This is a genomic window from Paenibacillus sp. UNC451MF (assembly GCF_000686845.1).
Classification (GTDB): domain Bacteria; phylum Bacillota; class Bacilli; order Paenibacillales; family NBRC-103111; genus Paenibacillus_S.
This window is the reverse complement of the sequence record NZ_JMLS01000008.1, coordinates 87625-102358: the sequence shown is the minus strand read 5'-3', so window position 1 is coordinate 102358 and position 14734 is coordinate 87625. Positions and strand designations below refer to the sequence as shown.

The window sequence follows — 14734 nt, the reverse complement described above, 5'->3', positions numbered from 1 at the left end:
TAGTAAGCATTGACTTTTACTTTTTTACGCCAATAATAAACTGGCGCTTCACCAATTAATGAAGTACATCGTTGACTTCCCTAACAACAATCCGTGAGCCTTCCACATGAACGATTACAACTTGTTTATTCAGAGGTATAAACTCCCCGGAGGTGACTACATCAACTCGTTCATCACCGACATAAATCGTTCCCGCTGGACGCAGAGGCGTGATGGAAGTTCCGGACTTGCCAAGCAGATCTGTGCGTTCCTTAGCGGGGGTATAGCCTTTTTCCTTAGTCAGCTCCTCCCGGAGAATAAAACGGTTCCATACACCCCGGTGTTTGAAGATCCGTACGACAATCGCTACGACAATGATGGCGAGTACAAAGGCTACAGACAAATGGAGTGCTGCTTGCTTCGTATTGTAGGCAGCCATAACGACACTGCTGAACAAGCAGGCAATCCCAAGAATACCAAGAATACCGAAGCTCGATACAAAAATTTCAATGATCAACAGCACAACACCAATAATGAAGAGTGCAATATCCTCCACCCCCGCAAACCCTACAATATAATGGCCGAAGAAATACAGACCGAACCCTAGCAATCCTAGAATCCCAGGCAATCCGAATCCTGGAACGAACAGCTCAATCGCAATACCCGCAATTCCGATAAACAAAAGCAAGATCGATATTCCTGGCTGCGTTAAAAAGCGCGAGAACGATTCGGCTGCCGTAGGCTCCAAATGTATTACCGGATGTTCGGAAGCCCCTAGAAAGCCAATAACTGCGTCCAAATCGGCAGCCATACTCTCAGCATAGCCTACCTTTACCGCTTCGTCAGCGGTTAATGAAACCAGCTGTCCCTTAGCAACGGTGCGGTTGATCGCCTTCATTTCAACCCCTGCATTTTTGTCCACCATGGCTTCAGCAATTTGGGGATCACGCCCTCTAAGCTCTGCTGCAGATCTCATTTGGCTTGCCCAATGAGCAATAACCTTAACGTTTCCTACTTCAGCTCCGGAAGAATCTACAACGGCAGCTGCTCCCATCGTACTCCCAGGCTCCATTACAATCTTGGTCGCATTCAACGCAATGTAGCTGCCAGCTGAGACCGCCCTCCCATGCACATAGGCTATGGTCGGTGCCTTACTGTTACGAATTAGCTCCCCGATGTCCTCAGCCGAGTCCACTCTGCCGCCTAACGTATCAATATCAAGAACAATGTACATGGCATGTGATTCTTCGGCCTCTTTCATGGCCCGCTCAAGAAATTTTTGCAGACCCGTCTCAATCGTTTGATGTACCGGAATAACAACGACTGGAGCAGACTTGGGGACGGAAGACGCAGCAGAAGCCGGATTGCTGTCAGCCGCGAAGGCGGTTCCTAACGGCAGTAATAAGAGAAACGCCAATAGAAGCAGCAAGCCTGACTTTATCAGCCATAAACCAGGCTTAGTGTTAAACATCTGCAATGACCTCCTTCAACCATTTTCCAAATCATATACATTCCTTACGTAAAGCATAGCCGATTCGATTCAAACATGCAAAAATTTCCTCAACAAGGAAGAGACAAAAAGAAAAGACACCCCTGAAACAGGAGTGTCTTTCGTCATACTATGATAATAGTTGTTGAACGGCTTGATTGACAACTTTGCCATCAGCCCGTCCTTTCACCTTAGGCATTAAAGCACCCATGACTTTTCCCATATCCGCTTTAGAAGAAGCACCCACTTCTTGGATGGTCTGCTGTACAATGGCTTTTACTTCTTCCTCAGTTAACTGTTGCGGTAAGTACTCCATCAGAATTTCTATTTCTGCCTTAACGGTTTCGGCCAAATCATCGCGACCGGCCTTTTCAAATTCTTGGAGGGAATCTTTGCGCTGTTTGATCTCGCGACTTAGAACATCAAGTACTTCCTGGTCATCTAAGGTTTTACGCTGATCTATCTCAATATTCTTGATAGCTGCACGAACCATACGGATTACGGTTAGTTTGAACTTGGCCTGGCTCTTCATCGCAAGCTTCATATCTTCGTTTAATTTCTCGCTTAAGCTCATCGATTAAGCCCCCTAGAACTTTCTCTTACGAGCAGCCTCTGACTTCTTCTTACGTTTCACGCTTGGCTTCTCATAATGCTTGCGTTTTTTAACCTCCGCTAGTACGCCATCTTTTGCGATGGAGCGTTTAAAGCGGCGAAGTGCAGCATCTATAGTTTCATTTTTGCGAACTCGAGTTTCTGACACCAGTTTTCCCTCCCTCCGAACAGACCGTCCAAGACGAAAAAAGCGTTCATCAAATTTCATTATATGGTATACATAAACTAGGTGTCAACCTAAGGAAAAAGATTCTTTACTTAGCATTGAGAGGTCCCAGTTTTTCACCAGCAAGCAAGTGATAATGAATATGAAAAACGACTTGTCCTCCATCTTTGCCACAGTTATTAATGAGACGATAACCGCTATCCGCCACACCTTCCTGCTTGGCAATTTCTTGGGCGGCACGATGAATTTCACCGATCAAACCCCAGTCGCCGGGCTCAACGTCGTTCATGGTTGAGATGTGTTTCTTGGGTATAATCAAGATATGTACCGGAGCAGCAGGCTGAATATCGTGAAAAGCCACCACATGCTCATTTTCATACACCTTTTTGGAAGGAATGGTTCCCTCAACAATTTTACAAAAAATACATTCCATGACGGGTTGTCCTCCCAGCTACTTAAACTATGACCGTTTCATTTTTACCTATATACTATACCTAATTTTCGGCAAAAAAGAAACTCCGCATTCAAGAAAATTACGAAGTTTCTTGAATAAAATTCGAGATTCGCCTGATGAAGCCCCTCTCGCCCTTTTTAAGCAGGGTTCGATCCCAAAGGATTCCCATTGTCCTTCCCCTTACGTCCAAACCATAGAACCTGAATCATTATAAAGATAAGCACAAGAAGCTGAGGCGTCGACGTCTCCCATGTGGGATATACCCCAAGCCAACCCCATGAAGGGATAAAGCCAGGTACATGCGAGGACAGCTTGCCTGCCACTTGAAGCGAATGGATGCTCTCGCCAAGGAATTTAACGACCAAATAATAAATAAGCACAGTAGCGCCCTTGAAAAATGTGCGGATAGGCAACCGAATGCTGCCTTTGACGATAATGTAACCAACTACAACCAGGACAAGGATTGCTCCTGCAATGCCTGCTATCAGCTGTCCCGGTTGAATGGAAGGTGCCATCCCGATATAAAAGATCGTCGTTTCAGCACCTTCACGCAAAATCGATAAGCATGCCACAACAAATAATGACCAGAGATTGCCGCTCGCAAGCGCAATGCCTACTTGCTTTTCTATATATCGGTTCCATGCATTAACCTGCGATTTTTTATGAAGCCAGATACTCACTGTCAGCATTAAAGCAACGGAAACAAGCCCTGTAATGCCTTCCAACATTTCACGAGTGCTGCCAGCGGCTAAATTAGCAATCATGTAGTTCAAGAGAATAGCCAAACCACCGCTCATTACCAACCCTGCCGCAGCCCCACACCATATCCATTTTTGCTTGGCGGAATTGCCTGTTCTATGAAGAAAGGCTACTAGAGCGGCCAGAACCAATAAGGCTTCAACACCTTCCCGAAGAAGGACAAGTGCAGCGTCCCAAGCCGAGTAGCTTGTTTGCTCTGCAAATGGAGTCAGCTCCAGCTGCATCGACTTAATAAGTCCAGAGGATTCCTCCAGTCGAGGCGGATTGGAAAGAAGTCGACTTAGCGCCTCCGTCATTTCGTTCTCTACCTTGGTATACAGATCAGGCGCTTTAGTTCGAACGACGCCTTCTACAGACGGCCATAAAGTGATAAAGCTCTGCATTTGCGCAGCTGCCTCAGAGGCATTGCCAGAGCTAACACTATTCTCCGCCTTTTTCAGCATATCCAACCCATCCGCCACCGTTTGCTTACCCGATGAAGGCGATTGTACAGTCAACGAGCCACTGACATAACCATTGATGGTTTGAATTAAATCGTTAATTCCGGCTGTGGCAGCAACGGATCGCGGAGGTTCAGCTTGTACGGACACTCTGGCCATCGTTGTTTCGGTTTCTATCTGACCATAAATTTGATCGTTGTCCGCACGTATAGCATTTTCTGCTTTCGCCCATTGATTTGTAAACTGTTTGAATGTATTTTGGGCCTTGGTCCAATCATTCTGATTTATCTCATTCAAGCACTGCTGCAGTATTGGCAATAAAGTTTTAGCCGCTTTTTTGCCATCCCCCTTATCAGCCGCCTTTTCCAAGTCGGATACGAAACTGCCGGTAGCTTTAGCTAGCTTGGAAACAGCGGGATACACAGCATCAGGCTTAGCGGATGCATCCTTCAAAGCTTGCTTCGCTTCAGCCATGGCGGAGCTCACATTATCGTAGAGCGCTGATTTAGGGAGCTGCAGCTGCTTCCATTGCGATTCGAACAGCTCCAGCTCCTTGGCAGCCCCATCCCAATGCTTATCGCCTGCTTCCACTAGTGCACCGCCTATAAGAGGCATCAGCTTTTCAATAGCGGGATCGACCTCTGCTGCCCAGGCTTTACCGGCAAACGGCATGAAAAGAAGGGCCGCAATCATCAAACTTTCGACCCATTTCATTATAAAGACTCTATTTTGTTTCATTGTCCTCATTTCCTCTCAAGCGAAATGCATGTTTTCTGATCAAAACAAACCTTCTCCCAAGTAACCGCCTTGACTTACACCTGGAAAACAGGCGAACATCGAGCTGCCCATATGAAAAATGTATTCATTTAACGCATCATTTTTAGCCAAACGCTGTTGAATCGGAATAAATTGTTTTCGCGGATCCCGGTTGTAGCAAATGAAGAACAACCCCGCATCCAGCTGGCCTGTTTGCTTATCGATACCGCTTGAGTAGGAATAAGAACGCCTTAATATTTTTTCCTTGTCTTCCCCGTGAGCCAACCGGATATGAGCATTAGCCCGAATAACAGGCTTACCGTCCGCATTTTTAGCATCAAGCTGCATAGGATCGAATTCATTCTTCTGACCTAATGGTGCTCCGCTGCTTCGGTATCGCCCAAAGGTGGCTTCCTGGTCATTAAGTGTCGAACGGTCCCAAGCTTCAATCCGCATACGGATACGTCTGACTGCCATGTAAGTACCGTTGTGCATCCAGGAAGAACCGTCGGAAGGCTGCACCCAAACGAGATCGTTCATAAGCTTGCTGTCCTGCACATCCGGATTTCCGGTCCCGTCTTTAAAGCCGAGCAGGTTGCGAGGCGTTTCATTGAGATTCATTGCTGTCGCTGATCGTTGGAATCCCTCCTGTGTCCACCTCAGAACCGCAGTGCCGCGGGCAATACGGGCCAAATTGCGAATAGCGTGAAAAGCGACCTGCATATCATCAGCGCATACTTGTACACCGATATCACCGCCACACCATTCTTCACGTAAACGTTCTCCGGCAAACTTAGGAAAATCCACAAAGGCTTCTGGCCTTTTGGATGCCAAACCGAATCTTTCATCAAAAATAGCAGGCCCTACTCCAAATGTAATCGTCAGTTGATTCGGATTTAATCCAACCGCTTCTCCGGTATCCTCAGGAGGGAGACTGGGTTGGTCATTTTGCGGCCCTACCATCTGTCCTTCCGCCATTTTGGCTGACGCCTCGGTCCAGGCACGAAACAGCTTAGTAACATCCGATGCTTGCTTTGTAGTTAAATCGAAGGCGGCAAAACAAATAAAGTTTTGAGGCGGGGTCAATATACCTGCTTGGAACTTGTTGTAAAATGGGATGCTAAGATTACTCCTGTCGGACGGAACGGATGCAGACTTGGCGATTTTCCCCGTTCCAACGAGCAGGCCTCCGACACCAACTGAACCGAGCAATAGCCCGATTCCACCCGCACCTGCCATCTTGAGGAGATCTCTCCGGCTTACTGTCGACTTATGATCTGAAAGATGCTCTTGCTTAGTAGAATCGTCCATCATGCTACGCCCCCAACAATTTACCCATATTCGAAAGCGGCTCTGCCAACGCGTCGATAGACTGACTCAGCTTTTTCACTTGGTCTGGCTTAAGCTCGGTATACAATATATAACCATTGTCTTTTTTATAAGGAGTTAGCAATCCCGTGAGCTCTTTAAAACGATCATCAATGGTTTTAACTAACGCAGTGTCTTTCTTCTGAAGCTCCGGTTTCAAAATTTCAAAAATTTTACCGGCACCTTCCACATTCGCAGCAAAATCATACAAATCCGTATGTGAATAACGTTCTTCCTCGCCCGTCACTTTCGTAGCAGAAACTTCATTCAGCAGCTCTACCGCTCCGGTAACAAGCATATTAGCATCAATCTCTACTGTTTCTACCTTGGCTCTAAGCAGCTTACTGTTTTTCAACAGTTCATCCGCTACAGCTTCTTGTCCCTTCGTCGTCTTATCCTGCCACAATGATTTTTCAAGCTTGTGGAATCCTTTCCACTCTTTTGGATCAACATCATCCTCACGTGCATCGATATCCGGATCAAGATCTCCTAATGCTTCAGCAATAGGCTCAATTCTTTCATAATACATGCGTGCTGGAGCATATAACGCCTGACTTTTCGCAAGATCTCCCGCTTTTACTGCCGCTACGAAATCACCGGTTTGCTTAACGAATAAATCGCATTGCTCAATTACAAATTTACGGTATTGCTCGAGAGCTGGCTTCAGTGCGGCATTATCTGCAGGAGCGGCCTGATTGGTCGTATCCTTAGCTACCGGTGCCGGGGAAGGCTGCACACTCGCTTTATTGGCACCGCATCCTGTAAAAATTAATGTTGATGAAATCACGATTGCTGATACGACATTACGGGTAATCATTATAGAAAGACATCTCCTTAAAATAAAATGAGCCTTAATAGATACTGATAATCATTCTCAAATAAATTAGCACAGATTTCCCCCACTTTCAATTGTTTTTTTGATGTACATAAAGGGACACTGCAACTGCGCAAAATATAAGTTCAAACTATTCATTTACACCCTATTTCACTTATAGACTCCGAGTCTAATATTATGTATAATGAAGCCGAAAAGACTTGTGGGGTGGGTCGGAATGAATCGGTTGATGCGATCGGCAACGAGAAAAAAACGAGAATATATGATTGAGGTTGCCCTTCATTTGTTTATGGAGCGTGGTTACGAACAAGTATCAGTTGACGACATCATCGCCGCTACGAACACGTCTAAAGGAACCTTTTATCATTATTTCAAAGGTAAAGATGAAATTTTGCGAGAAATTTTCCGCAAGCAAATTCAAACGATCAGCGAGTGGGCCGTAAAAACCCCATCTCAAGTCCTATCCTTGGAAGGACATATCAACAGGCTCTTTTTAGACTTAGCGTCGAATATTCAAGCGTATCCTCGACTGGTACGCAGTTTAATCGCCCTGTCTTTGCAAAATGAGTCGGTAAAACAAATTGAAGACGAACAATTTCAATTACTGTTCGATCGGCTGCTTCACTGGCTCCCGGAGCCGAATAAAGTTAAGCTGCTGATTACCGCATACAGAGGGACATTGTGGATGTGGTGCTCTCAAGAGGAAATGGACTTACCTGGTTTAATGCGCAGCAACCTGGCATGGGTATGGTCAGGTCTACGTTTGGAACAACAAGAATCATCCATCTCGGTAGAAACGAGGCAAGTCAGACCGGATGCGGCATGGCTTGCGCATAGCGCTAAGGAGGAAAAAAAGATGAGAATTGCAGTTATAGGAGGCGGATTGGCCGGTTTGACGGCAGCCGCTTATTTGTCAGAGCAGTATGGTGTGGAAGGCGTACTTTTTGAAAGAAGTCCACAATTGGGCGGCCGCGCGTTTACTTATGAAAAAGCAGGATTTACGCTTAATTACGGCGCTCATGCTATTTACGGCATCGATCGTCACGAAATATCGACGATGGAGCGCGAGCTTGGACTTTCCTTCAGCTCCAAGCAGGTGGATAAACGCAGAGTAATGTATGCCAAACATGATCAACTGACTCCTGCACCCTTGGATTTCGTGAATCTGATGCGGACCGATTTGTTAAACGCGATGCAAAAGGTACGCTTCGTTGGAGAAATCACTGCCATTATCGCCCATATCCACAATGTGAAGAACTACGATACATTAGGTGACTATCTGGCCCATTCCGATGCAGACGAGGACGTTAAGGAGCTATGGGAGCATCTGGTCTGCTCCAACTTCTTTATAACGCCTGAAGAAGCGCGCAAGGTGCCGGGTCCCGTTATCAGCGAATATTATCATAACCTGTTCTTGTCCAGCCGTCCGGTTAACTATGTACTTGGAAGCTGGGCTGTCATTACGAATCAATTGCGTCAAAAAATTGAAATTTCGGGACGTTGGGAATTAGCGCTTCAAGAGGGCGTTGAATCTATCCAGTACACAGACCGTAAGTACCAACTAAAAACAAAAAACCGTGAAGAAAGCTTCGACCGCGTTATCTTTGCAATGCCTGTACAGCAAACCTGCAAGCTGCTTAAAGGCACGCCTTGGGAACCGTTCCTCGCTCCTTACGAGAATAATACAGCTACCGAGGTTATGGTATACGATATCGGCCTTAAACGTGTTGTAGCACGACCGTTCTCCTATATTAGTGATATGGACAACAAGTTGTTTATCAGCGACGTTTCGGCTACAGACCATACGTTAGTACCTGAAGGTGGACAATTGCTGCAAGGTATTGCTTACTTGAGCGATAGCTTCGCGGACGAACAGGAACGCAAAGATTATTTGGAAAAGAAAACGAAGCAAATGGAAGATTTGTTCGATCACTACTATCCGGGATGGCGGGATGAAACCGCTGTGAAACGTGTTTCCAAAAAAGCGATGGTATCCAGCGTCAAAAATATCGTAACGAACGAGCTGCTGCCTACACGTCTGGATCATGTACCGTTTTATTTCTGCGGAGATGGTTGTGTCGGAAAAGGTGAGCTGGCGGAAAGAGCATTTTCAAGCGCGCGCTTAGTTGCGAAAGCGATTATCGAGGATGTTAAAATACCGGCTAGAGTATAGAGGACACCAAATTAACTATAAATGATATTGCAGATTGAATAACAAGCCCTGCAGTAAAAACAAGCTTGGAAAGCCAACCCGATTCTTCCTGAGAATCGGGTTGTTGCTGTTCCTGACTTTCCGCTTGCCCTGAGGCAGCGGCGGAGTTAAAGGCAGTCTTGCCGTTAAGAGATTTAATGGTAACCGTCCTCGACGTGCCATCCCACTTGAGCTCTCCTCCGAAAGCCTCTCCGATGAAACGCGCAGGAGCCATTGTATAACCGTTAATTAACCGGGCGGCTGCTTCCAGCTGGACCGGCTGTCCGTTCTTCAACGCCTGACGATCGCCGATTTTCAAGGAAATGGTCGTATTTCCTTTACGTCCTGTCGCTGTTTGTGTGCGCTCATCCCAAGTGACGGTAGCTCCCATCGCTTCAAAGATGGCTCGTAACGGTGTCAATGTATTTCCGTCCCGGATGACGGGCGGCTGCTCATAGACCTGCCGCTTGCCATCGAGTACGACGGAAACCTGGGAGGATAAGTCAAACGACTTGGAGATCACTTTGGTTCCGTTCTTATTGTATACCGTTAAGTTAATTTGAGAACCCTCAGGTACTTGACCTGCATCCAGCTCGATCCCAAATGGAGGACTTGTCTGGGATTGAACGATTACTCCATTGATCGCGTAGTCCATTTTACCGATATAGATGTCTGGAATTTTAACCCAAGGCGTTAATTTGGTTTTGACAGTAAACGCATTGTGCTCAGTATCCAGCTTCACATGGCCAGTCCCATCGGACGGCTTCGCTCCCTGCTCTACTTTGGATAAATAAAACGGGGAAGCGATCATACGGCTGTAAAGGTTTTTCATTTGCTCGTTAGCACCGAGCAAATAATTGTTTTGTGATTCCCGATTTTTCAAATCCACATTGAAGTACGTTATCGACTTCAACCGAGGATATTTAAGCGGCATAATTTCATATAACCGGTGAAGATTCAAAAGTCCATAATCCGTAAATGATTCCTGAGGGATATGAGCATAATGAGAAACTGCTGTTTCGCTAATCATTAAAGGCTTCCGCTCAGAATATGTTTTGTACAAATAGTCCAGACGTTCGATTGGACTTGTCGCCTGCATGTTAGCCTGCTTAGGATCGCCATTCTCATACGGCTCCGTATACAGGCTGACACCGACCCAATCGACGTATTCATCGCCTGGGTAATAGGCATCCATGGAATAAGCGGGCACATCTCCCGGACTCCATACCATTGCCACGTTCGGCGCTTCCTCTGCCATGACATCATGGACGAGCTTAAACTTTTCTATATATTTTTGCGGATCGCCATGCCATACGACCCAATTTCCGTTCATCTCACTGGCATACCGCAGAAAAATAGGAATACCGGAAGCTTTGGCAGCACGTGCCCATTGCCGAAGCGATGCATCATCTTGTACTGAGTCCAGTCCCTTGGACGGCTCCCAAGCGATTTGCAATGCCGCACCCGCTTCCTTGGCTCGAACCGCGTACTGCTGCGGGAATGGATTTCCTACCTGCGAGTAAGCTAAATACAGTGCATGATTTTTTCCGTAAAGAGCTTTTGATTTGGTGAAATTATTTTGCATTGCGGGATCCTGTTCGGAATACATTCCGATATACATTCCATACTCGGGCTCGAATTTGGCCAGCTTGCCATTAGCCGGCGCTCCTTGTTTCTTCAATGTCTCCGTATCCTGAGTGGACATATATACATCAAGAATGGTACGAATCTGTTCGGCACGTTGAAGGTCAACGGCCCCCCAATCCTTACCATTAAGCAGCCAATATTTATTCTCCAGCTCGTAGTAGCGGATCGCATTGTCGTAATCTTGGATGCCGTCAAAATATTCATCCAGCTTTCCAGAGAACAACGCAGCACTCTGCCAGTCTTCGATGGAGGCGTAATAATCGACTAGAAACTCCCAATGAGGCACAGCTTCACTCGGATTGCCCTGATTGACTGCCGATTCGGCAGCTTTCCAGCGATCCCAAATCGGATCAGCTTGCACCGGGGAAGCTTCAAGCCACAACCCGCAAGCTACAGTTAACGCAAGCACGCTTTTGATACACCGGGATACTATGTTGGGTGCAGTAGCCATATTCCTCTCCCCTCTCACGCTGCCTATAAACCGGCTGCGGTTGCCTAACGAAATTCTTCTTTGTACGTAACTACGTAATTACGCCCTATAAGGTTTCCAAATAAACGCTGCTTCCTTTACCTCCCGCTTCTGCAGGCTGGACGACCAGTCGACGAGGAAGCCGGGCCCGTAGCTCCGGCACATGGCTGATCACGCCGACAGTAAGCTTATCGAAGTGGAGTTTCTCCAACGCTACAATCACGGTTTCCAGCAAATCCTGATCGAGCGTACCGAAGCCTTCGTCAAGGAAGAAAAATTCCAATGGGTACTGTCCTTTCAACTGAATTTGAGCGGATAATGCCAAAGCCAACGACAAGGAAGTTAAGAAGGTTTCACCGCCGGATAAAGTGGAAACCGGTCTTTTGACCCCTCCGTTGGAATCGTCCCGTATGATGAACCCACCCGAGGAATCGACTTCGATCGCATATTTTTGCCGGGTCAGCTGTCCGAGACGCTCCGACGCCGCACGGCTAACCTGCATCAATTGCTCTTCCGCCAAAAATTCAACGAAAGCATTCCCACGCAATACAGACTGCAGCTTGCTTAGCAGCGTGAGTTCACTTTGCTTGACTAATCGCTGTGCCTCAAGCTCGCTCCATCTCACATGCTTGGCCTCGAGCGATTCCCAATCCCGTTCTGCCTTCGCCTTAGCCTGAAGCGCAGCTTCATCCTGGCGCTTGCACTCGGAGAGTTCCAACTCTAGTGCTGCCCATTGTTCCTCCGTAATGCTGCGTCCGCCTAGCTGCTCTGCGAGCTGACTTTCCTGAGACTTAAGCTGATGCTCCAGCTTGCTATAGTCTTCAACTTCCGTTGACCATGATCGTTTAACATCATCAGCAACCAGAGAGGACATAACTTCTTCAGGCGATACAAAGCTGTGTAAAGCTGCCTGACGCTTCCACTCCTCCTCAGCTTGCTCCGACTGCTCTACCGCGGTCTGAGCCGCCTTCTGTGCAGCTGCAAACGATTGTGCGGCTTGCTGTCCAGCCGATTGAGCCGTCTCATACTCCAGCTTCGTTTGCTCATTGGTTTGTCGTAGTCCATTCAATTGCTTGGAAGAAGCAGCAATCTGAGCTTGTACATCTTCATTACCTGCCCATTCCAGCAGTCTTGCCGCTTTCTCTTCAACCTGCTGATGAACGCTTTTCCATTCCGTCTTGAGTTGAACGCTTTGGCGGTCCAGCTCATTCATGCGCTGCTGAATTTCACTGATCAATAATAGCTTTTCATCAATAAAGCCCACACTCTTATCCAATCGCTGACGAATATCTTCAGCGTACTGTTGGTTCAACCGCTGCTTCTCTGCGGCGATCTCGACAAGCTCATAATCGATATCAGTAAATTTACGTTTCCATGTGTCCGTTAATTCCTCAACGGTTTGTTGGAGTCTCTCTGATTTGTGCCGAACTCCAGTTAGAATCGTATGTAAGGTATGTTGTTTGGATTGCAGCTCACTATTTAAGCGATCTATGCTACCTCTAAGCTGAAGAAGCTCCTGCAGCCTTTTTTGCAGCTGCTGATATTGTTTATTCGCTTGAAGTAAGCTGCTCTGAGCCTCCTGATAGTATGTTTGCAGCCTCTGCTCCGCTGCTGGCAGATCGCTTGCCTCAATGCTATGGGCGACCTCTTCCTGCTCTGATTCCTGCCCCCAAGACCAAGCTTCAATTGCTTCTATTGCTGCGGCGGCTTCCGCCAATGCCGCATTCGCTTGCAGCTGTGGCAGCACAGGCTTCCACTGCTGGACGACCCCGTTCAAGCTTAATTTCAGCTGACTTGCTGCAAGCTGCTGCTGCCTTGCTTGAAGCTGCAGCTGTTCCAGACGAGTCTGTGCGGCGTCGGTTTCAGAGCCTGCTGCCGCTTCGAGCTCGTGAAGCGAATAGGGCTCCGGATGATGCATGGATCCGCATACCGGACAAGGATCGCCGGGCTCGAGCTTAGCAGCTAACGCTGCCGCCATTGCCCTCAATTCCGCTTCACGGCCTTGAGCCTTGTACTCTGCCAGCAGCTTAGGAACGGCTTCAATAATGTGAGTCAGCCTTTGATCCTGACTGCTTGTTGCCACATATGTCTCGGACACCTCTTGCAGCCAACCGGCCAAGCCTTGCCCCCACTGGCTTACTTTGTCCCGCAAAGATGCTTGCTCCTGCTGCAAGGCTTGTAATTCAGCTTCATGACGATTAAGCTCAAGACGCTGCTCCTCCAGCTGACGCCTCCACTGCTCAATCGTCCGCTTCTCCTGCAGAGCTTCCTGCATCCGCTCACGGATCTCGCTAGGCACCTCTATCTGCTTGAGCTCCGCCTTCAGATCGGCCTGACGCTTCACTGCCTTGTCGCGCAGCTCCTGCTCGCGCAGTAAATGCTCCCGAGCTTCGGCTAGCGACGCGGCCGACTTCGCTTCCTGCGCGGCAAGCAGCGTCTGAGCCTCACGCTGCTGCGATAGCTCCGCCGCGAGCGCGAGCGCCTGCTGCAGCTTATCGAGGCGCAGCAGCAGCGGCGCCTCCTGCGCTGCGAGCGCCTCGCGGGCGGCCGTATACGCCGCTTGCGCTTGCGTCAGCGCTGCCTGCGCGCTCCGCTGCGCAGCCTCGGCGCCCGCGGCCGCGTCGCGCTCGCGCAAGAGCCGCGCCAGCGCCTGCTCGCGCTGGCGCGCGTACGGCTGCGCGAGCTCCGCCTGCGCAGCGCGTGCGAGCTGCGCCTGTAGCGCGAGCACGTGCGGCGCGCGGGCGACGTGCTGCGCATGCTGCTGCCGCGCAGTCGCCAGCGCCAGCTGCAGCTCGCGCACTCGGCGCTGCTCGGCGGCGCGCGCTTCGCAAGCGGCAAGCTGCTCGCGCAGCTGCTGAGCGGCCTGCGCCGCCGCATCAAGAGCAGCCGCAGCCGCATCGAGCGCAGGCTGAGAAGCATCGCCGAGCCCTTGCTGCTCGGCACTGAGCTCCTTGATCGACACATCCGTTTCCTTGAAACGGGTCGCCGTTTTGGCGCTCAATTGGTCCCCATAAGGCTCCAGATGGAACAGACGTTGAAGCATTTGCCTCCGTTCGCTGCCTTTCAGAGCAAGAAACTCCGCGAATTTGCCCTGCGGCAGGACAACCGCTCTGGTGAAGTCCTGCATTGACAGGCCCAAAATATCTTGCACCTTCGTATTTACTTCCCCTGCTTTATCCGCCAGTACGACTGTCTCACCGTCTTGATAGTGAATAAGCCGGCTTACCGTATTATTGACAGACACTTCACCGCCTCGTTTAAACTGGCGGTCTACCCTGTAGCGCTGCGCTCCGGACGCGTGGCCCAGTTCAAAGGTAAACGATACGGTTAATGTCGTTTCTGCATGATTCATAATGCCCTGAGTCCCATTAGCCGCTCTTTCGACTTTACCGAATAGCGCCAAAGTCATTGCATCCAGAATCGTCGATTTGCCGCTTCCCGTCGGCCCAAAGATCCCGAACACACCAGCATCGCACAGCGCTGTGAAATCAATCTCCTGCAGCTCACGGTAGCTTTGCAATCCAGCCATTTGCAAGTAAATAGGCCTCATGCTCAATTCCCCCTTTCTC

The 14734-nt window shown here is 48.6% G+C and carries 10 protein-coding genes; 1 reads left to right on the top strand and 9 read right to left on the bottom strand.

Features of this window, described 5'->3' with window-relative positions:
• Positions 1 to 55: 55 nt before the first annotated feature.
• The 7 genes from BP97_RS0111480 to efeO form a co-directional block, all read right to left on the bottom strand.
• Positions 56 to 1450 (bottom strand): NfeD family protein, encoded by a 1395-nt coding sequence (locus BP97_RS0111480; protein WP_028549224.1) that lies wholly within the window; start codon positions 1448 to 1450, stop codon positions 56 to 58.
• Between the two features lie 148 nt (positions 1451 to 1598).
• Complete coding sequence (locus BP97_RS0111475) at positions 1599 to 2042, bottom strand: GatB/YqeY domain-containing protein (protein WP_028549223.1); 444 nt, start codon at positions 2040 to 2042, stop codon at positions 1599 to 1601.
• A gap of 12 nt (positions 2043 to 2054) precedes the next feature.
• Positions 2055 to 2228, bottom strand: a complete 174-nt coding sequence (gene rpsU / locus BP97_RS0111470; protein ID WP_010491812.1) for a 30S ribosomal protein S21 — start codon at positions 2226 to 2228, stop codon at positions 2055 to 2057.
• 106 nt (positions 2229 to 2334) lie between these two features.
• The gene (locus BP97_RS0111465; protein WP_028549222.1) at positions 2335 to 2679 is read right to left on the bottom strand and encodes a histidine triad nucleotide-binding protein; all 345 of its coding nucleotides are present in this window, start codon (positions 2677 to 2679) and stop codon (positions 2335 to 2337) included.
• A gap of 158 nt (positions 2680 to 2837) precedes the next feature.
• Entirely contained in the window at positions 2838 to 4637 is a 1800-nt protein-coding gene (locus tag BP97_RS35985; protein WP_036745748.1) for an FTR1 family iron permease, read from the bottom strand.
• A 39-nt stretch (positions 4638 to 4676) separates the two neighbouring features.
• A complete protein-coding gene (efeB, locus tag BP97_RS0111455) occupies positions 4677 to 5969 on the bottom strand; it encodes an iron uptake transporter deferrochelatase/peroxidase subunit (protein ID WP_231506281.1) in 1293 nt (430 codons plus the stop codon).
• A 1-nt stretch (position 5970) separates the two neighbouring features.
• The gene (efeO, locus tag BP97_RS0111450) at positions 5971 to 6840 is read right to left on the bottom strand and encodes an iron uptake system protein EfeO (RefSeq protein ID WP_028549220.1); all 870 of its coding nucleotides are present in this window, start codon (positions 6838 to 6840) and stop codon (positions 5971 to 5973) included.
• Positions 6841 to 7075: 235 nt separating this feature from the next.
• Between efeO and BP97_RS0111445 the strand changes: the two genes are divergently transcribed.
• On the top strand, positions 7076 to 9031 hold the full coding sequence (locus BP97_RS0111445; RefSeq protein ID WP_028549219.1) for an FAD-dependent oxidoreductase: 1956 nt from the start codon (positions 7076 to 7078) through the stop codon (positions 9029 to 9031).
• On the opposite strand, the gene BP97_RS35980 is transcribed toward BP97_RS0111445, so the two are convergent.
• Together BP97_RS35980 and BP97_RS0111435 are read right to left on the bottom strand one after the other, a co-directional pair.
• A complete protein-coding gene (locus tag BP97_RS35980) occupies positions 9021 to 11147 on the bottom strand; it encodes a stalk domain-containing protein (RefSeq protein ID WP_051620516.1) in 2127 nt (708 codons plus the stop codon). The genes BP97_RS0111445 and BP97_RS35980 overlap by 11 nt on opposite strands.
• An 85-nt stretch (positions 11148 to 11232) precedes the next feature.
• Complete coding sequence (locus BP97_RS0111435; RefSeq protein ID WP_028549218.1) at positions 11233 to 14715, bottom strand: AAA family ATPase; 3483 nt, start codon at positions 14713 to 14715, stop codon at positions 11233 to 11235.
• Between the last annotated feature and the right edge of the window lie 19 nt (positions 14716 to 14734).